The 19560-nt window shown below is 46.2% G+C and carries 20 protein-coding genes, 1 rRNA gene and 2 pseudogenes; 19 read left to right on the top strand and 4 right to left on the bottom strand.

Annotated elements, in window-relative coordinates; all coding sequences use genetic code 11:
• Positions 1-105: 105 nt before the first annotated feature.
• A complete protein-coding gene (locus M3221_RS21460) occupies positions 106-1104 on the bottom strand; it encodes a LacI family DNA-binding transcriptional regulator (RefSeq protein ID WP_251273727.1) in 999 nt (332 codons plus the stop codon).
• 449 nt (positions 1105-1553) lie between these two features.
• Here M3221_RS21460 and M3221_RS21455 point away from each other — a divergent pair.
• The 6 genes and pseudogenes from M3221_RS21455 to M3221_RS21430 all read left to right on the top strand — a co-directional run bounded on the left by M3221_RS21455 (position 1554) and on the right by M3221_RS21430 (position 7007).
• A pseudogene (locus M3221_RS21455) lies at positions 1554-3014 on the top strand (glycoside hydrolase family 32 protein).
• Positions 3015-3120: 106 nt separating this feature from the next.
• Positions 3121-3867, top strand: a complete 747-nt coding sequence (locus M3221_RS21450; protein ID WP_251273726.1) for a DUF2087 domain-containing protein — start codon at positions 3121-3123, stop codon at positions 3865-3867.
• 15 nt (positions 3868-3882) lie between these two features.
• Positions 3883-4188 (top strand): GIY-YIG nuclease family protein, encoded by a 306-nt coding sequence (locus M3221_RS21445; RefSeq protein WP_251273761.1) that lies wholly within the window; start codon positions 3883-3885, stop codon positions 4186-4188.
• Positions 4189-4335: 147 nt separating this feature from the next.
• Positions 4336-5142 (top strand): ABC transporter permease, encoded by an 807-nt coding sequence (locus tag M3221_RS21440; RefSeq protein ID WP_251273725.1) that lies wholly within the window; start codon positions 4336-4338, stop codon positions 5140-5142.
• Between the two features lie 4 nt (positions 5143-5146).
• Entirely contained in the window at positions 5147-5926 is a 780-nt protein-coding gene (locus M3221_RS21435) for an ABC transporter ATP-binding protein (RefSeq protein ID WP_251273724.1), read from the top strand.
• A gap of 13 nt (positions 5927-5939) precedes the next feature.
• Positions 5940-7007, top strand: coding sequence for an ABC transporter substrate-binding protein (locus tag M3221_RS21430; protein WP_251273723.1), 1068 nt, complete (start codon positions 5940-5942; stop codon positions 7005-7007).
• Between the two features lie 67 nt (positions 7008-7074).
• Here M3221_RS21430 and M3221_RS21425 read toward each other — a convergent pair whose 3' ends face one another.
• A complete protein-coding gene (locus tag M3221_RS21425; RefSeq protein ID WP_251273722.1) occupies positions 7075-7323 on the bottom strand; it encodes a hypothetical protein in 249 nt (82 codons plus the stop codon).
• Positions 7324-7669: 346 nt separating this feature from the next.
• On the opposite strand from M3221_RS21425, the gene M3221_RS21420 reads away from it, so the two are divergent.
• Positions 7670-8689 (top strand): ThiF family adenylyltransferase, encoded by a 1020-nt coding sequence (locus M3221_RS21420; protein WP_251273721.1) that lies wholly within the window; start codon positions 7670-7672, stop codon positions 8687-8689.
• A 15-nt stretch (positions 8690-8704) separates the two neighbouring features.
• Positions 8705-9205 carry a MogA/MoaB family molybdenum cofactor biosynthesis protein gene (locus M3221_RS21415; protein ID WP_251273720.1) on the top strand — a complete coding sequence of 167 codons (501 nt, stop codon included), beginning with the start codon at positions 8705-8707 and terminating at the stop codon, positions 9203-9205.
• Positions 9206-9265: 60 nt separating this feature from the next.
• On the opposite strand, the gene moaC is transcribed toward M3221_RS21415, so the two are convergent.
• Entirely contained in the window at positions 9266-9760 is a 495-nt protein-coding gene (moaC, locus tag M3221_RS21410; RefSeq protein ID WP_251273719.1) for a cyclic pyranopterin monophosphate synthase MoaC, read from the bottom strand.
• A 67-nt stretch (positions 9761-9827) separates the two neighbouring features.
• Between moaC and M3221_RS21405 the strand changes: the two genes are divergently transcribed.
• The 9 genes and pseudogenes from M3221_RS21405 to M3221_RS21365 all read left to right on the top strand — a co-directional run bounded on the left by M3221_RS21405 (position 9828) and on the right by M3221_RS21365 (position 16885).
• Positions 9828-11087, top strand: a complete 1260-nt coding sequence (locus M3221_RS21405; protein ID WP_251273718.1) for a molybdopterin molybdotransferase MoeA — start codon at positions 9828-9830, stop codon at positions 11085-11087.
• Complete coding sequence (locus M3221_RS21400) at positions 11072-11524, top strand: molybdenum cofactor biosynthesis protein MoaE (protein WP_285881688.1); 453 nt, start codon at positions 11072-11074, stop codon at positions 11522-11524. The genes M3221_RS21405 and M3221_RS21400 overlap by 16 nt, the downstream gene beginning before the upstream one ends.
• The gene (moaD, locus tag M3221_RS21395; RefSeq protein WP_251273717.1) at positions 11521-11754 is read left to right on the top strand and encodes a molybdopterin converting factor subunit 1; all 234 of its coding nucleotides are present in this window, start codon (positions 11521-11523) and stop codon (positions 11752-11754) included. Before M3221_RS21400 ends, moaD begins: the two co-directional genes overlap by 4 nt.
• 19 nt (positions 11755-11773) lie before the next feature.
• A complete protein-coding gene (gene moaA / locus M3221_RS21390) occupies positions 11774-12790 on the top strand; it encodes a GTP 3',8-cyclase MoaA (protein WP_251273759.1) in 1017 nt (338 codons plus the stop codon).
• A gap of 106 nt (positions 12791-12896) precedes the next feature.
• Positions 12897-13880: pseudogene (locus tag M3221_RS21385) on the top strand (aldo/keto reductase).
• A gap of 84 nt (positions 13881-13964) precedes the next feature.
• The gene (locus M3221_RS21380; protein ID WP_251273716.1) at positions 13965-14723 is read left to right on the top strand and encodes an inositol monophosphatase family protein; all 759 of its coding nucleotides are present in this window, start codon (positions 13965-13967) and stop codon (positions 14721-14723) included.
• Positions 14720-15571, top strand: coding sequence for a Cof-type HAD-IIB family hydrolase (locus M3221_RS21375; RefSeq protein ID WP_251273715.1), 852 nt, complete (start codon positions 14720-14722; stop codon positions 15569-15571). Before M3221_RS21380 ends, M3221_RS21375 begins: the two co-directional genes overlap by 4 nt.
• Positions 15572-15651: 80 nt before the next feature.
• Positions 15652-16164 (top strand): acyl-CoA thioesterase, encoded by a 513-nt coding sequence (locus tag M3221_RS21370; protein WP_242234713.1) that lies wholly within the window; start codon positions 15652-15654, stop codon positions 16162-16164.
• A gap of 76 nt (positions 16165-16240) precedes the next feature.
• Complete coding sequence (locus M3221_RS21365) at positions 16241-16885, top strand: SDR family oxidoreductase (protein ID WP_251273714.1); 645 nt, start codon at positions 16241-16243, stop codon at positions 16883-16885.
• A 35-nt stretch (positions 16886-16920) separates the two neighbouring features.
• Here the strand turns inward: M3221_RS21365 and M3221_RS21360 are convergent, their stop codons facing one another.
• A complete protein-coding gene (locus M3221_RS21360) occupies positions 16921-17793 on the bottom strand; it encodes a LysR family transcriptional regulator (RefSeq protein WP_251273713.1) in 873 nt (290 codons plus the stop codon).
• 120 nt (positions 17794-17913) lie between these two features.
• Between M3221_RS21360 and M3221_RS21355 the strand changes: the two genes are divergently transcribed.
• Together M3221_RS21355 and M3221_RS21350 are read left to right on the top strand one after the other, a co-directional pair.
• Entirely contained in the window at positions 17914-19014 is a 1101-nt protein-coding gene (locus M3221_RS21355; protein WP_251273712.1) for an AbrB family transcriptional regulator, read from the top strand.
• A gap of 437 nt (positions 19015-19451) precedes the next feature.
• A 16S ribosomal RNA gene (locus M3221_RS21350) occupies positions 19452-19560 on the top strand; the annotation flags it as partial.

The following is a 19560-nucleotide window of genomic DNA, read 5'->3' as shown; positions in this document are numbered from 1 at the left end:
GTAAGATTATTTGGAACCGGTTCCTAAAAACATTAAATAAAAAGAGGAACCGGTTCCAAAAGCGAGTAAATAGGAAAACCGGAATTGGAACCGGTTTCTATTTGATTATAAAAGATGATCTGTACGGATGTCAACACTTTCTCGTAAAACAAGTTCAAATCGCGAATAGGTCAATTTTGGAATCTCTTCACCTTTGATCAGCTTGGTGATATGATCCGCTGCCATCTGGCCGGCTTCTTTAAAATGAATGTGGACGGTTGTTAAAGAAGGATGCATCATAGCGGTTACTTCATAGCCTCCAAAGCCCGTAATGGAAATATCTTTTGGAACATACTGTTTTTTTCGGTAGGCTGCTTTCATGGCCCCGAAAGCAATATTGTCGGTGGCACAAATAAGCGCTGAAGGCGAAAATTCATCAAAAAGCTGTTCTGCTTTTTCGGCAGCGTCCGTCATATTAAAAGTCGTTTCAAAAAAGCGGGCTTCTACTTCTTCCGCATGTTCGCGCAGCGCCTGGGCAACTCCTTTTTTTCGCTTGACTCCGACTGCTACGTCATATTCGCCGACCCCAAGAAAAGCAATTTTTTTATGTCCGCGCTGGGCAATGTATTTACCAATGGCGTAGCCTGCTGTTTCATCATCGTGGATCAGGCTGTATACCTCTTCGCGCTGCTGGCCGACAAGAAGAACCGGGATATCGATGGTGCGAAACGCTTGTAAATGCGCATCTGTTACTTGGGTAGCGAGCAGAATAATGCCCGCCGCTTTTTGTTTGGCGAGTGTATAAATGTTTTCAATTTCCCGCTGGAGATCTTGTCCCGTATTGGAAACAAGCATATGATAATTTAATTCGCGAAGCCGTTCATCAATCCCCATCAGCGTACGGGAAGTAGCGTAGGAATCGAGCCGGGGAACGATTGTGCCGATCATGTTTGTTTGTTTCGCTTTTAAGCTCTGGGCAAAAGCGTTCGGTGTATAGCCTGTTTCATTGATGACCCGTTCAATTTTCCTTTTTGTTTCTTCACTGACCGAACCGCCGTTTAAGAACCGTGACACAGTGCTTTTTGCGACACCGGCGATTTTGGCAATATCTGCAATGGTTTTCATCAAATCCCACTCCGTTTCTATCTTCTACTATACATGATTGAAGAGGAGGGAGAAAACGAAAGAAAGCGAAATACAGAAAGAGAATTTTATGGAAGCGAAGAGGTTCACACCGTTTGGGGTGAAATACAGAAAAAAATCGACAATGATGAAATGTAAGCGTTATAAAATGGCTAGGGAAGGTTTAAGGAAGTTGAGGAGTTTCATTTTAAAGCACACAAAATCGCCTGGCGTTTGTTACAAAAAGAAAAAAAGCCGTTCGTCATGACTTCCGGGTGGTTAATAACCAAAATACCCCGCTTTCGCGTTCTAAAAGTTCATGGCTTGCTGCGAGGGAGCTGACAGGCGATATACCAGGAAAGGCTGAACGGATGTATGCGGATATTTCGGCTCCCATACATATAAAAGATGACTTTTAAAGTGCTGTTGGGCATTTGGAGGAGGCGGAATCAATGAAACAAGCAATTGAAAAAGCACATCGCGCTGTTCGTCAGGATGAGAAGCGGGCAGCACACAGTCCGTACCGGCTCGGTTATCATATTATGGCACCAGCCCGCTGGATAAACGATCCAAACGGTCTTATTCAATGGCGGGGTGACTATCACGTGTTTTATCAGTATCACCCGTATGATGTAAAGCCAGGCTTCATCCATTGGGGACATATGAAAAGCCGTGACCTTGTTCATTAGGAGCATTTGCCGATTGCGCTTGCGCCAGATGAGGAATATGACGGAAGCGGCTGTTTTTCCGGCAGTGCAGTCGACAATGATGGCATATTAACGCTCGTTTATACCGGGCATGCAGAAGATGAAGACGGAATAAAAGAGGTCCAGTGTATCGCAACGAGCACAGATGGCATTTATTTCGAGAAGCATCCGCAAAACCCGATTATTTCTGCTCCTCCCCGGGGAGCCGCAGCTGATTTTCGTGACCCGAAAGTGTGGAAGTATAAAGAGAAATGGTATATGGTTGTCGGCAGTCAAAAGGACAAGCTTGGCCGTATACACTTGTATGAGTCGGCGGATCTTCTTTTGTGGGAGGACCGCGGGGCTATTGTAAAAAACGACGGCAAGCTTGGATTTATGCTTGAATGTCCTGACTTTTTTGAGCTTGAGGGCAGGCATGTGCTTCTCGTTTCGCCGCAAGGCATTAAAGCTTCTGGCGACCGCTATCAAAACCTTTACCAGACCGGAACGCTGATCGGCGATTTGGATTACGAAACGGCTGCATTCACACACGGTGAATTTACCGAGCTTGATCAAGGCTTTGATTTTTATGCGGCACAGTCATTTGAGGATGACCAGGGACGGCGGATTATATTCGGCTGGATGAATATGTGGGAGGCAGTTATGCCGGAACAGGCACATGGCTGGGCAGGGGCGCTGACGATTCCGCGCCAGCTGTCCTTTAACCAATCAGGACGGCTTGTGATGCAGCCTGTAGAAGAATTGAAAAAACTGCGCCGGGAAAAAACGATCGCCGGTCCAATGCCTCTTTCCGGGACACGGCTGTTCCATATATCCGGAGACCGTCTGGAAATCAAAGCGGAATTTGAAGCGCGAAGTGCTACATCGCTTGGCCTGCATGTAAGATGCTCAGAAGACAGCCGGGAAAAAACGACGATCCGCTTTGAGGCAGCAGATCAAGCTATCATTTTTGACCGACATTCATCTGGTGAAGGGGACGGCGGTATCCGCAAAGCAAAAATTGGAGCATCAGCTGTTGTGAAACTGCATATATTTGTCGATCGTTCTTCGGTTGAAGTGTTTGTGAATGACGGAGAAGCGGTTATGACCGGGCGTATTTATCCGAATGAAAAAAGTACAAAGGTTCAATTATTTGCCGAGGGCGGCGAAGCGAGGCTCGTTTCGTTCGCAGCATGGAAATTGAAAGATGTGTGGAAACAGGAATAAATGTTTTTAAACCACCTAGAAAATAGGTGGTTTTTTTCATTGACATAAAACAAACGTTTTATTAAGATGTCTGTAAATAAATAAACGAAAGAAGGATTTGTTTGTCGTGGATACTTCAGCAATGTTTTGGAATGCGTCGATTCAGGAATTGAAAAAAGGCTACGTAGAAGAAACTGATTTTTTTACCTGCCTGCTGTGTGGAAGAAGAATCGAGAAAGGGATCATTTATCCGGTTGAAGATAAGCTCTATGATGCGGAGCGGTATACGCAGGCTCACATTAAACAAGAACACGTCTCTGTTTTTGACTATATCATGAAAATGGATAAAAAGCTGACGGGGCTGACCGAACATCAAAATAAGCTGCTGCGCCTTTTTTACGAGGGAAAAAACAATAAAGAAATACAGGCGGAAATGGGGATCGGAAGCATCTCTACCATCCGGAACCATCGTTTTGTACTAAAAGAAAAAGAACGCCAGGCTAAAATGTTTTTGGCAGTGATGGAGCTGTTAAATGAAAGGGATGCCCATGCTCCTGTTGTCGTGCCTCCCCACAAACAGGCCAGAATGGTTGACAGCCGTTATAACGTAACAGAAGAGGAACAGGAAAAGGTGATTCAAAAATTTATGCCAGAGGGGGTTCTGCTGGCATTTCCGCCAAAAGAAAAACAGCGGCTCATTATTATGCGGGAAATGGCGAAAAAGTTCAAAGCAGGCCAGGTGTATAGCGAAAAAGAAACAAACGAGATCCTGTTCGCTATTTTCAATGATTACGTCAAAATAAGAAGATACTTAATTGAATATGGCTTTTTAAACCGCAAGCCGGACGGCAGCGAATATTGGGTAAATGAATAAGGGGAGGCATTGAAAATAGAGCGAAAAAGAGAACTGAAACAGCAGTTTAAAGAAATGAAGATAGAAGCAGGCATATATGAAATAAAAAATAGGATCAATCAAAAGATCTTTATCGGCAGCACCCGGAATTTCAAAACGTTGAATGGGCGAAAGTTCGAGCTGGAAGCAGGTTCAAGCACAAACAAGGCTTTACAGAAAGAATGGAACGAATTTGGAAAAGAAGCTTTTCAATTTACGATTCTTGAGCAGCTGAAAAAGCCGGAGGAAAAATGCCTTGCTGAAAAACAGCCGTATGGAGAAAAGGATTATAACGGGCTTTAATAAAAACGGAAATGTGGTTGAGATTGATTCCGTTAAATAAGTAAATACCAAAAAAGCCGGCCTGCTCAAATGCGAGCAAGCCGGCTTTTTTGGTGGGAACACACTTTTAAAAAGCATGCATATTATTGGTAAGAAGAGGTGGTGAACATGAAAGTTTTACACAATCCGGTGGAAACCGAAAAACAGGAATGGAAGAAGGAACGTAAACGGCAAAAAGCGAAAACGGCCCTGACTGTTTTTTCTCCACTTTTTCTTCTGCTGATCTGGGAATTTTTATCTCGAAGCGGCTTAATCGATGCACGGTTTTTTCCGCCGCCGACCGCTATTGCAGCTACATTTGTTGACATGCTTGTAAGCGGTGAACTGTTCGGGCATATTCGGATTTCGTTGTTCCGTATTCTGGTGGGCTTTTTGCTTGGGGCCATTCCCGGTATTATCCTCGGTCTGTTCATGGGCTTGTATGCACCAATCAGGCATTTTCTTTCTCCTCTAATTATGGCGCTTATGCCCATCCCCACACTTGCATTGCTGCCAATTATTTTAATTTTGTTTGGCATTGGTGAAACCTCGAAAGTTGTGACGATTGCAGGGAGTGTCTTTTTTCCAGTGGTGATCAATACAGCGGCTGGTGTTCTTTCCATTGATTCCATTTACTTGGACGTAGCCAAAAACTATGGCGCAAGCCGTAAAGATTTCTTTTTTAAAATTGCCCTGCCTGGTTCACTTCCCTTTATGCTTGAAGGAATTCAAATGGGGCAGGCGATTGCTCTGTTAACTATTGTAGCGGCTGAGATGATGGGGGCACGGTCGGGAATTGGCTACTTAATTTGGACGTCGTATAACGCGTTTCTGCTCAAAGACATGTTTGTCGGGCTTATTTTAATTTCATTTTTCGGCTATCTTTTTTCCCTGCTGCTGCGTGCGCTGCAGCGAAAGTTACTTCCATGGAGGTGATCAAATGAGCGATAAGCCAAAAATATCCATTCGCGACCTGACGAAAGTGTTCTATAAAAAGCAGAGCAGCACAACCGCCATTGAGAGAATCTCTATTGATATTGCAGAAGGAGAATTTGTTTGTTTGGTCGGGCCGAGCGGATGCGGGAAAACTACACTGCTCCGTATTATTGCCGGTCTCGAAAAACAAAGTGCCGGCCGTTTTGACATTCAAAAAAGTGGTGCAGACCGCCCGAGCCAGTCGATGGTGTTTCAGGAGAAGGGGCTTCTGCCATGGCTGACAGTGGAAGAAAACGTCGCCTTCGGTTTGAATATGCGTCACTTGCCAAAATCCTATGTGAAAGAAAAAACACAATATTTTTTGGCGAAAGTGGGACTGGAGAAATTCGCGAAAATGTATCCGAAAGAGCTTTCGGGCGGAATGAAGCAGCGGGTCAGCATCGCCAGGGCTTTTGCGAACGACCCTGAGATTCTGCTCATGGATGAACCATTCGGGGCACTCGATGAACAGAACCGGTTTATTTTACAGGAGGAGCTGCTGTCGATTTGGTCCGAAACGAAGAAAACGGTTCTTTTTATCACACACAGTATCGATGAAGCTCTTTATTTAAGCGACCGGGTTCTTTTGATGAGCGCGCAGCCCGGCCGTATTGCTGCTGATGTCCGCATTGATCTGCCGAGGCCAAGAAAGCTTGAAGATATCCGGTCCAATCCGGACATGACCGCCGCTTTTTCGAAAATCTGGCAGCATCTGCAGGAAGAAGTACAGGGATCAAGAGAATGAAAGGAGCATCAGAATGAAAAAGTGGCTTGGATTGTTAAGTGTTATGTTCCTTTTAGCGGGCTGTGGAGAAGAAAGACCATCTAGTGTAGGGAATGAAGTAAGTAAGACTAATCCATCCGGTGATCTGGCTCCTTTGGAAGAAAAAACAAAAGTCATTATAGCGGAAGACGGTTCGGCGTCCGGTGCTGGATTTTACATTGCCAATGAAAAAGGATATTTTGAGGACTACAACATTGAAGTGGAGTTTGCGACGTTTGCTAACAGTGACGATATGCTTCCCGCTCTTGCATCCGGTGAAGTAGATATTGCGGGAGGGGTTTCTTCCGCCTCATTCTTTAACGCCATTGCTCAAGGAATCGATGTAAAAATTATCGCTGACAAAGGGCACAACGAAAAAGGGAAATCGTATTTTACTTTCGTGATTGGCGCAGACAAGAAGGATAAAATTAAAGATTACAGCGATTTAAAAGGAAAAAAAGTAGCGGTATCCACCGAGCATGCGGTTGATGATTATATCTTCCGGAAAATGCTCGAACACGCCGGCTTAAAGGAGAGCGACGTAGAGTTTGTTTTAATGCCGGACTTCGGCAATATGCTGGCAGCTATCGAAAATGGCTCCGTTGATGCAGCGCTTCAAATTGAACCGCTCATTACACAGGGCGTATCGGAAGGCATTCATGTCCGCTTCGGTGATGCAACGGACTTTGCCCCGAAAGCGCAAATCGCCATGGTGCTTGGCTCGCCGCAGTTTATTAACGAACAAAAGGATGTTTCTTTGCGCTTTATGGCTGCCTATTTAAAAGGAGTCCGCGATTATAACGATGCCTTTAAGAAAGGAGAAGGCAAGGAAGCGATCATTGACATTATGACCAAGTATACTTCTTTGAAGGATGCAGCAGTGTGGGAAGAAGTGTACGTAACAGGCCTTGATCCAAATGGAGAAATGTCCGTAGACGATATCCGCCAGCAATATGATATGTACAAGAAAAATGGGGCCATTCGCGGCGAGTTTGATTTTGATAAAGCGATTGATACAACCGTTACAGAAAAAGCGGTGGAGATCATTGGCGTTTATAAATAAAAGACCAGGCATAAATATCTGGTCCAAGGCTGTCGACAAAGTCGTCGGTCTTTTTTTATGAAAGCTTTCACCGCCGAAAACGGGCAGGAGACTTTTCGAGAAACATCGCTTCCCCATTTGTTTCGAAAAAGCAGTAAAGAGGCATATTCACATGCGTTTTTACCACTTTGTTGGTAGGACAAGCGTATTTATTAAGCTGTGCAATTTTGTCCAGCCGCACAGGCGGCGTACGTGCGAAGACTCCTACGGGACAAGTGGGCTCAGCGCCTGCCCATGGAAAGGGAAGCCGTGCGTCCGCCGCCTTATCGGCTCTCATTCTAACCGTCCGCACTCGTTGTATGAATAAGAAGCAATGCATAAAACGCACAGACCGTCGAGCAGGTGGACGGGTCGGCAGGGAAAATGGCTGAGCTGATTAAAGAAGTGCGCTTTGATTCAGAGCAAAGCTCCCTCGTTGTTGACACACTTCGGCGGGCCATTGACAAATTTACACTATCAAAAGGATGAAGGTGTTTCGCGCGTTGCGAGGCGCCTTTATCCTTTTGTCTGGCTGCGCGGAAAGAAAAAGAGTATGGTAAAATAAAAGAATCAAACGAAGCCGTTAAAAGCGCACAGTAATCTATCCGTAAAGATGAGAAAAGCGTCAGGGAGGAAGCGGGAAAATGGAAAACCGGTTTGCAAAGCAGCAAAAATTTTATCCGATCGGCACAAAAGGCCAGAAAGGGCTGGCGCAGTCGACGGTCGCGATTATTGGGTGCGGGGCGCTCGGTTCTGCCGCGGCAGATACACTGGCGCGCGCTGGTGTTGGCCGGCTGCTGCTTGTCGATCGTGATTATGTTGAAGTGTCCAACCTGCACAGGCAGCCGCTTTACACAGAAGCGGATGCACGCGATATGATGCCAAAAGTGGAAGCGGCGAAAAAGCGTCTGGCGGCCGTTAACAGCGAGGTTGCTGTGGAAACGTGGATGGATCATGCAGATGCAGCGCTCATCGAAGGGCTGGCACAGCGAAGTGATCTACTGATTGACGGGACCGACAACTTTGAAACACGTCTTGTTATCAACGATGCAAGTGTCAAGCAGGGCATTCCTTGGATCTATGGAGCCTGCGTCGGTGCAACAAGTGTCGTTATGCCGTTTATCCCTGGAGAAGGCCCTTGCTTTCGGTGCCTGCTGCCGGTACTTCCCTCTTCTGCTGAAACATGCGACACAGCCGGTGTGATTGCGCCGGCTGTATATATAACTGCAGCTTTTCAGTGTGCTGAAGCACTAAAGTGGTTGACGGGGAACGCTGACTCTATACGGCGTGATATGCTGCGAATTGACGCATGGACAAATGAAAAGCACGCATTCGGTGTAAAAAAAATGAAGCGGCCGGACTGCCCATCGTGCGGAGCGAAACGCACGTATCCGGCTTTGAGCCAGTCAGATGAAACAAAGGCGGCTTTATTGTGCGGCCGTGACACCATTCAGCTGACACCTGGTGCCGGCCGGACGCTGACACTTGAAGACGGAGAGAAAATAGCCCGGAAACAGCAGTTGAAACATAAGCGGACGCCTTATTTTTTGCAGATTATGTTTGGTGAACATCGAATTGTTTTGTTTGAAAACGGTCGTTTGTTTTTTCATGGGATGCAGGACGCTAAGCAGGCTTTAAAAATTTATAACCAGCTTTTCAGTTAAGGGGGAGCGGAAGAAATGTCAGTTGATTTTGGGAAAGAAATGTCATGTTCAGCCGGTGTTCTGACTGTGAGCGACACACGAACCGTTGAATCGGATAAAAGCGGTGCTCACATCCAGGCTCTCCTGGAAGAAAACGGCCATCAAACAACGCGGTATGCCATTGTGCCGGATGAACAGAAAGCAGTGGGCGAGATGATTGGAAAGTGGCTCGAAGATGATCAAATTGATTTGATCATTGTAACAGGCGGAACTGGCATTGCACCCCGGGATATTACTATTGAGACGGTAAAGCCGCTGCTTCAAAAGGAAATTCCGGGATTTGGAGAGTTTTTTCGTTATTTAAGTTTCACAGAAGATATTGGCACAAAAGCGATGTTATCCAGAGCGTTAGCGGGAACAGCTAAAGGCGGAAAACTGCTTTTTGCTCTGCCGGGCTCGCGCGGGGCGGTTGATCTAGCGATGCGGAAGTTGATTTTGCCGGAAGCGGCACATTTGCTTCATGAAGCTAGAAAATAAAAAGGGCATAAAAAGTGTAGAGCTTTTTATTCGGTGGTAGAGGAAAGGAAAAGCGGCCGCTTAACTGCGGCCGCGCTCATAGTCTCCGTTTTTGCCGCCTGACTTTCTCTGCAAATACGTTGGACCGATCACCATTTCTTTCCCGGATGCTTTACACATATCATAAATAGTGAGCGCAGCGGCTGAAGCGGCAGTCAATGCCTCCATCTCAACCCCGGTTACACCCTTTGTTTTTGCTTCTGCCTCAATGAATACAACAAAGCGGCCGGCTGCTTCGTCTACTTTCCAATGGAACGTGATATTAACGCCGGTTAAAGGGATAGGGTGGCACATGGGAATAATTGAGGAGGTTTGTTTAGCGGCCATGATGCCGGCTACTTGGGCAACCGCGAAAACATCCCCTTTTTTATTTGTACCTTGCGTGATCTGCTCATAAATAGATTGGTTTACTTCGATAGAGGAATGGGCCACAGCAAGACGGACCGTTTCCTGTTTCTCGGAAACATCCACCATTTTAGCGCGTCCCTGCTCATTAAAATGCGTGAATTCAGACATACAAACATCCTTTCAAGTAATAGATAATCTCAGTATAGCATGGGGAAAAGAAAGCGAGGAAAAGAGAATGGTTGAAAAGCGACAGCCGATTGCAGTAAAAGAGGCGATTGAGAGAGTGATGAAACGGGTGACACATTTAACAGAAGAAACGGTACCGCTCCATGAAGCATACGGGCGGATTTTAGCGGAGCCGGTTCGAGCCAGTCACGATGTGCCCCCGTTTGATCGTTCTCCGTATGACGGATTTGCCGTCCGCTCTGCCGACACAAAAGGCGCCTCTGGCGAGTCGCGTGTTGAGTTTCGCGTCATTGATCACATTGGCGCAGGAGCTGTGTCGCCGCATACAGTCGGCGCAGGAGAAGCAGTTCGTATCATGACCGGGGCCCCGCTGCCAGACGGAGCGGACGCTGTTGTGATGCTGGAGCAGACAGTGATCACAGAGGATACGTTTACCATTCGCAAGCCATTTGAACCGCTTGAAAACGTGTCGTTAAGAGGAGAGGATGCACAGGAAGGAGAGCTCATCGTCGAAGCCGGCACTTTTATCCAGCCTGGCGTGATCGCTGTCCTGGCAACATTCGGATACGCACAGGTGCGTGTAGCAAAAAAGCCGGTCGTCGGGCTGCTGGCAACAGGCACCGAGCTTGTTGACGTTCATGAGCCGCTTGCGCCGGGGAAAATCCGTAACTCAAATGGTCCTATGATTGCCGCTCAGCTGGCGCGAATGGGCATAGAGTGCCGGCTGCTTGGTTCGCTTCCCGATGATGAGGATGCCTGCTTTGATATGGTGAAAGCGGCAATTAACGAATGTGATGCCGTCATCACAACGGGCGGAGTATCGGTAGGTGATTTTGACTTCCTGCCGGCCGTATACGCCCGTCTCGGAGCTGAGGTATTATTTAATAAAGTACAGATGCGTCCTGGCAGTGTTACAACGGTTGCTCATGCGCGGGATACTTTTTTATTTGGCTTGTCTGGAAACCCATCCGCCTGCTTTGTCGGCTTTGAGCTTTTTGTGCGTCCCGCTCTTCTTTCCATGATGGGGAGCGGCCGGCCGTATTTGCCTTATGAGAAGGCGGTGCTGGCGGCAGATTTTAAAAAGCCAAATCCGTTTAACCGGTTCGTTCGGGCTGTTTATACATCCACGCCATCAGGTGCGGTGGTCAGCCCGGCGGGATTTAATAAATCGAACTCGGTCACATCGATTGCAAGAGGAAACGCGTTTATCGTATTGCCGGGCGGCACGCGCGGATTCCAAAAAGGTGATGAAGTAGATGTACTGATCATTGGATCGGAGGAAGGAGCAGCAGTATGGGAGCTGAATTAAAACCATTTCATGTAACAGAGGATCCGCTTGACGGAGCGCCGTATATGGATTACGTCACGCACCCGGGAGCAGGTGCGGTTACACTGTTTGCTGGTACAGTTCGTGAGTGGACAAATGGAAAGCGGACAATGTATTTAAAATATGAAGCATACGTGCCAATGGCTGAAAAAAAGCTGGCGCAAATCGGTGATGAAATTATGGAGAAATGGCCGGGTTCACGCGTAGCGATTGTTCATCGGATTGGCGAGCTTGCTATTTCTGACATTGCGGTGATTATCGCTGTCTCCTCTCCGCATCGAAGAGCCGCTTATGAAGCGAATGAATACGCGATTGAGCAAATCAAAAAAGTGGTGCCGATCTGGAAAAAAGAAATATGGGAAGATGGAGAAGAATGGATCGGCGATCAAGCTTATAAACCGGAAGGAGGCAAAGCATGATTTATCTGCATTATTTTGCGGGCTTAAAAGAAGCGGCCGGAAAAGCCGAAGAAGAGCTTAAATGGGAGAGCGGCACTGCAGCAGATGTGCTGCAGTGGGCCAAAACAGCGTATCCAGAGTTTGATTTTTCCGCTGTGCAAATAGCGGTTAATGAAGAATATGTACTCGAAGGTGAGCCTGTTCACCCAGGTGATCACGTAGCTTTTATTCCACCGGTAAGCGGGGGATAACCAAAACTATGAAAAAGGACTGAGCGCTTTGAACATAACCGATACACTTCAGCGTCCATTGCGTGATTTGCGGATTTCCGTAACTGACCGGTGCAACTTTCGCTGTACGTATTGCATGCCGAAGGAGATTTTTGGTGATGATTACGCGTTTATGCCGAAAAGCGAGCTTCTCTCTTTTGAAGAAATCACACGGCTGGCAGCGCTGTTTATAGGATTTGGTGTTAAGAAAGTGCGGCTGACAGGCGGAGAACCGCTGCTGCGTCGTAATCTGCCGGAGTTAATCCGCATGCTGTCAGCGCTTGACGGACTAGAAGACATCGGTCTGACGACAAACGGACTTTTGCTGAGGCAGCATGGTAAATTGTTGTTCGATGCAGGGCTTCGGAGGCTGAACATCAGTCTGGATGCGTTATCAAAAGAAACGTTCGGGAAGATGAATGGCCGGGGAGTTTCACCGGATGTTATTCTTCAAAATATTGACTACGCGCAGTCACTTGGATTTACAGTGAAGGTCAATATGGTCGTGCAAAAAGGTGTGAACGATCATGAAGTCGTTCCGATGGCAGCTTATTTTAAGGAGCGGGCCATCACTCTCCGTTTTATTGAATTTATGGATGTAGGCACAGACAACGGCTGGAGTTTTAAACAAGTCGTCACAAAAGGAGAGCTTCTTGACCGCCTTCGCGAAACAGAAGAACTCATTTCAGCCGAATCAGCTTATTTCGGTGAAGTAGCCGGACGGTACCGTTATAAAGATGCGAAAGCAGAAGTTGGGTTTATTCCTTCTGTTTCTGAGTCGTTTTGTTCTTCCTGCACACGCGCCCGGCTTTCATCGGATGGAAAGTTTTATACGTGCTTGTTTGCGACAAATGGATTTGATATAAGAGAACTGCTGCGCTCCGGTGCTTCAGACGAAGAGCTGGCCCAGGCTATTCGCGGTGTATGGGAAAAGCGGACAGACCGCTATTCCGATGAACGAACAGAGCAAACGGCTAAAAGCCGTAAAAAAATCGGCATGTCTTATATTGGCGGATAAAAGCAGCGCTGGCACCTTTGATCAGGGGGCCGGCGCTTTTGTTTTATCGGCATGTCCCGTATACTTACTTTTATAAAAGCGTTTTCTTAATCAAGGGAGGATCATGATGAACTATCGCGAACTGGGCAATACGGGATTGAAGGTAAGCGAAATCAGCTTTGGTACGTAGGCAATCGGTGGCTCTTGGGGGAAAACGACAGATGAAGAATCATTAAAAGCCCTGAATTACGCAATGGAACAGGGTGTGAATTTTTTTGATACAGCCGATGTTTACGGAGACGGCCATAGTGAACGGCTGCTGGCTAAAGCCACCAAAGGAAGAGAAGATGAGGTTTATGTTGCAACGAAGTTTTGCCGCCAAGGAGATATTCATGCGCCGGAAACTTATTCTTATGAACAAGTCAGTACATATTGCGAAGCAAGTTTAAGAAGAATGGCGCGTGAGAGAGTTGGTTTGTATCAAATTCACTGTCCGGCTACAAAGATTTTGGAGGAAGGCGAGGTCTTTCATGTTTTGGACCGCCTTCAAAGAGAAGGAAAAGTACGGCACTACGGAGTCAGTGTAGAAAGCGTCGAAGAGGGCCTTCTTTGCCTTGAACACCCAAACGTCAAAAGCCTGCAGGTGATTTTCAACCTTTTTCGTCAAAAGCCCGCGGAAGAGCTGTTTCAAAGAGCGAAGAAACAGGGCGTTGGTATTATCGTCCGCCTTCCGCTTGCGAGCGGCCTGCTGACGGGCAAGTTCAAGCAAAGTGATACGTTTGAAGAGGACGATCACCGCCATCTTAATAATGATGGACATGCATTTAATGTTGGTGAAACCTTTGCGGGGCTTGGCTTTCAAAAAGGCGTTGAGCTTTCGGGTGAATTAAAGTGGATTGCAGAGGGAAGAGGATCGATGGCAGAAGCCTCTCTTCGCTGGATACTCGATTATCCGGAAGTAACGTGCATCATTCCCGGATTTAAAAACACGCGGCAAGTCGAGCAAAACCTGCGGGCGCTCCACACACCTTCTTTCACACAGGAAGAGCAGGAGCGGATCAAAACGTTTTATGATGAAAAAGTAAAACAGCATATTCGTGGTGTTTATTAATGGATGCCTGCTCTCCAACGGTGGAGGAGCAGGCCCTTTTTTTGATATGATACGATTAATACATATAAGGATAGGAGCGATTGGATGTACGAGGAGTATACTGCGTTTGCGATTGAGCTTGGAAAGGAAGCGGGTGCTTTTTTACGGCCGAATGCCGGAAAAGCGGGCGGACAGACAATCAAAGCAGCAAAGGATTTCGTTACGGAAATGGATATCAAAGTCGAAGCGCTTATTATCGAACGAATTCAACAGAAGTATCCAGAACATCGCATTTTCAGTGAAGAAGCTGGAGTGATTGAGGCGGACAGTGACTACGAATGGGTAATTGATCCGATTGATGGAACGATTAACTACAGCATTGGCGTACCGCAGTATGGCGTCTCCATTGCGCTTACATACAAAGGAGAACCGATTGTCGGAGTCATTGATCTGCCAGGGCTGGATGAAACGTATTGGGCATCAAAAGGCGGCGGTGCTTTTAAGGATGGTGAACCGATTCGTGTAAGGAATGTGCCTTTGGCGGAATCCTTTGTTTCACATAGCGATTTTGCGAAAGACGGCAGCAAAGAAGCGAATGTGCAGCGGCTCGATCTGCTTTCGAAGATTGTAAACGATGTATACCGCGTCCGCATTATTGGCACGGCAGCTGTTACGCTCGCATACATTGCAGCCGGAAAATGGGATGCTGCACTTTATATGAACCCGGCTTTTTATGATATTGCGGCAGGTCAGCTTCTTGTAACTGAAGCAGGAGGTGTAGTGGCAGCAGCCGGTCCGTATACGATGTTTGGACAGAAACAGGCGGCTGACAAACTCGTTTCTTTGCTTGAGGAAGCAAAATGAAGCTGATTGCTATAGATATGGATGGAACACTTCTCAGCAGCCAAAATAAGATTCCGCATGAAAATATAGAAGCGATACGCAAAGCGCAGAAAAAAGGAATAGAGGTTGTCATTTCAACTGGACGCTCATACCCGGATGCTTCAAAGCTTATGAAGGAGGCTGGACTGGTCACCTGGATTATCGGCGCGAACGGAGCGACAATACATGACCCGTCCGGAACTTGTGTCCAGGCTGTTTCCTTAAGCAGGGAACAGGCAGAAGAGATCCTCGCTTATTTTGAAGCGCGCAGCTTTTACTACGAGGTATTTTCAGAACAAAGCATTTTTTCACCGAACAATGGCCATGAATTGGTGAAAGTTGAAATGGACCGTATTCTAACAGCCAACCCGCATGCGGACCGTGAAGAAATGAAAGAAGCGGCCGAGCGGCAGTTTAGTCAGGAACCTTTTCATTTTGTAACGTCTTATAAAGAGATACTGCAGGAAACGAATCAGTATTTTAATTTGCTCGCTTTTTCTTATGATGAAGAAAAATTGCAGGAAGCATGGGACCGTTATGCGGGCCGGCGTGATCTTGCTCTGACGGCTTCAGCGAGTCATGTGTTCGATATTATGCATCCGGATGTTTCAAAAGGAAATGCTGTTCGGAAGCTGGCTGATCAATTTGGTGTGAAAACAGAAGAAACGATGGCGATCGGCGACAACTTCAATGATATATCGATGTTTGAAGCCGCCGGCCGGAGTGTGGCAATGGGCAATGCGCCGGAAGGAGTAAAAGAAAAAGCGGGGGCTGTCACACTCGCCAACGACGAATTTGGTGTCGCTCATGCGATTCGCCAGCTCTTGTAAAATCCTCCTTTCTTTATACGTATTTTGGGACTATAATGAAACGCATATTTCTAAAATTAAAGATAAGTGAGTGATAAACAATGGAGCCGAAAAAATGCAGAGAATCTCGTGTCGTGCGGACAAGCCGGGTGTTTCCAAACGATGTAAACAATCATAATACATTATTTGGGGGACGTCTGATGAGTGATGTGGACCAGGTTGCGTCCATTTCAGCTGCGCGCCACAGCCGGAAGGAATGTGTAACGGCTTCAACCGATTCTGTCGACTTTTTACATCCGATCCGCCCGAGCGATTCGGTTTGCTTTGAATCGTTTGTGACGTGGACAGGCAGTTCTTCGATGGAAGTCTTTGTTAAAATTATTGCGGAAGATTTAAAAACCGGTGCGAGAAAAATCGCGGCTACTGCTTTTTTGACGTTTGTCGCCCTGGACGACAACCGGCGTCCGGCTCCTGTTCCAGGTGTGATCCCTGTTACGAATGAAGAAAAAAAGCTGAATGAAACGGCACCAATGCGGGCACAAAAGCGGAAAGAGCGGAAAAAGGACAGTAAAGAATTAGCGGCTTATTTAACGACAGACAAATTAGAGTCGTAAGTCGTCTCGTTTGATCCCACTTCCTTTTTTTGAAATAATGAGCAGGAAATGATTTGGAAAGAGGTGCTCATATACAATGAAAGTGCTGGTAGTTGGAGCAAACGGACAAATCGGGCAAAAATTAGTCGGGCTTCTGCAGGGTAGTGAGAAGCACGAAGCGCGGGCTATGGTACGCAAGGAAGAACAAGCGGAAGCGCTGAGGGAAAAAGGAATAGAAGCGGTTGTTGCCAATCTGGAAGGCAGTGTAGATGAGCTGACAGATGCGGCGTATGGCTGTGATGCGATTGTTTTTACCGCTGGATCCGGCGGTCACACCGGTCCTGATAAAACGCTTTTGATTGACTTAGATGGAGCAGCAAAAATGGTGGAAGCAGCCGAAAAAATCGGAGTAAAACGATTTGTGATGGTGAGTGCGCTACAAGCGAACAATCGCGAAAACTGGAATAAAGCGATTCTTCCTTACTATGTAGCGAAGCACTATGCAGACCGTGCAGTTGAACAAAGCTCACTGACTTATACGATTGTGCGCCCTGGCGGCTTGTTGGATGAGCCGGGCACAGGAAGAGTGGAGGCGGGCGAACAGCTTGAGCGCGGTTCCATTCCGCGTGAAGACGTAGCGTCGGTCGTTTTTCATGCACTTGACGAGGCCCATACGTTTAACCGTTCCTTTGATCTGATCTCTGGAGAAAAGTCGATCAGCAGTGCGTTAAAACAAATTTAAAAACAGCTCTCCCTATGAAACAGGAGAGCTGTTTTTTAATGAATGGCTTTAAGATCAATTCGTTCAATAAATTCAACAAACGCTCTGACAATATTTAATTCAAGCGATTCCTCATGAAAAAACATCCAGCCTTTCCGCTTGATCAGCTCGCCGTTTGGCTGCCTTAAAGGAATTTTATGGAGATTTTCGATGTCTTCTAAAATCATGCTTGGCAAAATGGCATAGCCGAGACCGTTTGCCACCATGTTTTTGCACGTGCCGGCTTTGTCAACGTCAATGCTGATTAAAGGTGGCTTCGCATAATTCTCTGCCCACCAGTTATCGACGACCATTTTCAGTCCTTGATCAGTCCTGTAATCAATTCTCGGATGGTCTGGCAGGTTGTCCAGGTCAATTTCATGCTTCGATGCCACACAGATGGTTTCTTCAAACAGGAGGCGCTTTTGGTCTTTCCAGCCGTAATCGCCTTTGACGAATCCAACGTGTACATCCTGGTTGTGTATTAAATGGGTAATATGGCTGCTCCATTCTGTCACAACTTTAAACTCGACATTTGGATATTCTTCTTTAAACATTTTTAAAAGGCCCGGCAGCTTATAATCCGTAAAAAAAGTTGAGACACCGAGACGAAGTGTGCCGGACATCGTATTTTCCATATTTAACACGTTTTCTTTGATTTTCTGCATGCGGTGAATCATATCGTCTGCACACTTTGCTAAATAATCTCCCTGCGGTGTAAACTGTACACCGCGCCTCCCACGTGTGACAATCTGCACGCCAAACTCTTTTTCCATTTGTTTCAGCCGGTTTGTCAGAGCAGGCTGGGAAATATAAAGCGACCGCGCGGCGCTTGTAATATTTTTATGTGCATGCAGCGTTTGTAATATAAGCCAGTCGCGCTCATCCATTTGACCGTCTCCTTACAGAAATAATCAATATTTATCGTTAAGTATAGATAAACGATATTTTATTTATTTCTCTTTTTTCATTATAGTAAATAGTAGAACAAGAAGAAAGAAGGAGTCACCATGAAAGAAACAAAATGGCTGTTTATTGCCATAAGCGCTATTGGAGGGCTGCTGCTTTCCATGACTGGCCTGTCGATTGGCTGGATGCTCGGCACACTTTTAGCCGCTATGCTTATTTCTTTCACTAAGCCAAACGTTTTAGGAAAGAAAGGCGTTCCGAAATACTGGCTTTATGCTGGTCAATGTATTTTAGGCATTGAGCTTGGTCAAAAAATCAATCTTTCCGTTCTTGCTGTTTTTCAAAGGGATTGGGCGGTTATTATCATTATGCTCCTGCTTTCGATCGTATTTTCGCTCCTGTCAGGTGTGGTTTTGTGGAAATTCAGCAAAACAGATATGCTGACAAGCTTTTTCAGTACAGCTCCTGGCGGTTTGTCGGCTATGCCGGGAATTGCCGAAGAAGTAGGAGCTAATACAGCGGTTGTCAGCATTTTGCAGACGATGCGTGTGTTTTTGGTTATCTTTATTATCCCTATCGTTGTTTCGGTCCTCGTATTTCACCCATCTGGCGCTTCTGCTGCCCAAACAGCTCCTTCTGTATTTGAATGGACCAGCTTTGGCTGGACAGCGGTTCTCGCTGTAACAGCGTATGCGGGCTACCATGTCGGAAAAAAATTAAAATTTCCTGCTCCCTGGCTGCTGGGAGGCATGCTGTCAACAGCAATTGTACAGGCAGGTACATCTTCTGTGGTCGGATACGATATGCAGGCTTACTGGCCGCACGAAATTATGATCCTTTCGCAAATTGTGATTGCTGCTTCCATTGGATCAAGGTTTCGAAAAGAAATGTTTTATGGGTTGAAGCAGACCATTGCTATCGCGTTTATTAGTACGGTTCTGTTTATTAGCGCTATGTTTGTTTGCGCGTATATCGTGTCAAAAGCAACGGGTCTCGCGTTTATGACGGCTGCTTTGGCGTTTGCGCCAGGTGGCGTAGCGGAAATGGCAACTACCGCAGTCGTTCTCAATGCTGATGCGACTTTTGTTGTAGCTGTTCAAGTTTTGCGTATTATTGCGGTGATCCTCGTGCTGCCGCCAGTATTCCGAATGCTGCACGCGTGGGAGACAAGAAAAGACACTCATTCTCATGCATCCGTTTAGTACAATTAACTTTTCACCCTGTTTTTCTTCTTTAGTAGAAGAGAAGAAAAACAGGGTTATTTTTTTAGTCTTTTTAAAAAAAGGTTTGACTTTTAAAAAGTAAAAGTGTTATATTTAACACCGTCGCTTGAACAGTAAGTGAGAATCTTAAACGGTTCTGGTTAATATCTTTTCAAAAAGATTGACTAGATTTGAGAGATATGATAAAGTGATGTATCTTCGTTAATAACTTCTCAGTGTGAAATAAATAAACTTTAAAAAAGTTGTTGACATTGAAAAGTGATTAATGATATGCTTTTATAGCTGTCGCAGAGATAGCGCAAACGAATTGAACATTGAAAACTGAACAAAATCAATAAAAACGTCAACGTTTTAAATTTTTATTTTCCATTAAAAACACCCCGTGTTTTAATGGGGAAAAATGAGCAAGTCAAACTTTTTTGGAGAGTTTGATCCTGGCTCAGGACGAACGCTGGCGGCGTGCCTAATACATGCAAGTCGAGCGGACTTGACAGAGCTTGCTCTGTTCAAGTTAGCGGCGGACGG

This window comes from Domibacillus indicus, from assembly GCF_023715895.1.
GTDB lineage: Bacteria > Bacillota > Bacilli > Bacillales > Domibacillaceae > Domibacillus > Domibacillus indicus_A.
Note: the sequence above shows the minus strand (reverse complement) of the source record. Positions and strands in the feature narration are given on the sequence as shown.

Coding starts and splice junctions, on each gene's coding strand:
- M3221_RS21415 (WP_251273720.1), top strand. CDS start 8,705: ATGTCAGTTGATTTTGGGAAAGAAATGTCATGTTCAGCCGGTGTTCTG.
- moaD (WP_251273717.1), top strand. CDS start 11,521: ATGATTTATCTGCATTATTTTGCGGGCTTAAAAGAAGCGGCCGGAAAA.
- M3221_RS21425 (WP_251273722.1), bottom strand. CDS start 7,323: ATGAGAGCCGATAAGGCGGCGGACGCACGGCTTCCCTTTCCATGGGCA.
- M3221_RS21460 (WP_251273727.1), bottom strand. CDS start 1,104: ATGAAAACCATTGCAGATATTGCCAAAATCGCCGGTGTCGCAAAAAGC.
- M3221_RS21420 (WP_251273721.1), top strand. CDS start 7,670: ATGGAAAACCGGTTTGCAAAGCAGCAAAAATTTTATCCGATCGGCACA.
- M3221_RS21360 (WP_251273713.1), bottom strand. CDS start 17,793: ATGGATGAGCGCGACTGGCTTATATTACAAACGCTGCATGCACATAAA.
- M3221_RS21400 (WP_285881688.1), top strand. CDS start 11,072: ATGGGAGCTGAATTAAAACCATTTCATGTAACAGAGGATCCGCTTGAC.
- M3221_RS21375 (WP_251273715.1), top strand. CDS start 14,720: ATGAAGCTGATTGCTATAGATATGGATGGAACACTTCTCAGCAGCCAA.
- M3221_RS21440 (WP_251273725.1), top strand. CDS start 4,336: ATGAAAGTTTTACACAATCCGGTGGAAACCGAAAAACAGGAATGGAAG.
- M3221_RS21405 (WP_251273718.1), top strand. CDS start 9,828: ATGGTTGAAAAGCGACAGCCGATTGCAGTAAAAGAGGCGATTGAGAGA.
- M3221_RS21380 (WP_251273716.1), top strand. CDS start 13,965: ATGTACGAGGAGTATACTGCGTTTGCGATTGAGCTTGGAAAGGAAGCG.
- M3221_RS21370 (WP_242234713.1), top strand. CDS start 15,652: ATGGAGCCGAAAAAATGCAGAGAATCTCGTGTCGTGCGGACAAGCCGG.
- M3221_RS21435 (WP_251273724.1), top strand. CDS start 5,147: ATGAGCGATAAGCCAAAAATATCCATTCGCGACCTGACGAAAGTGTTC.
- M3221_RS21430 (WP_251273723.1), top strand. CDS start 5,940: ATGAAAAAGTGGCTTGGATTGTTAAGTGTTATGTTCCTTTTAGCGGGC.
- moaC (WP_251273719.1), bottom strand. CDS start 9,760: ATGTCTGAATTCACGCATTTTAATGAGCAGGGACGCGCTAAAATGGTG.
- M3221_RS21365 (WP_251273714.1), top strand. CDS start 16,241: ATGAAAGTGCTGGTAGTTGGAGCAAACGGACAAATCGGGCAAAAATTA.
- M3221_RS21355 (WP_251273712.1), top strand. CDS start 17,914: ATGAAAGAAACAAAATGGCTGTTTATTGCCATAAGCGCTATTGGAGGG.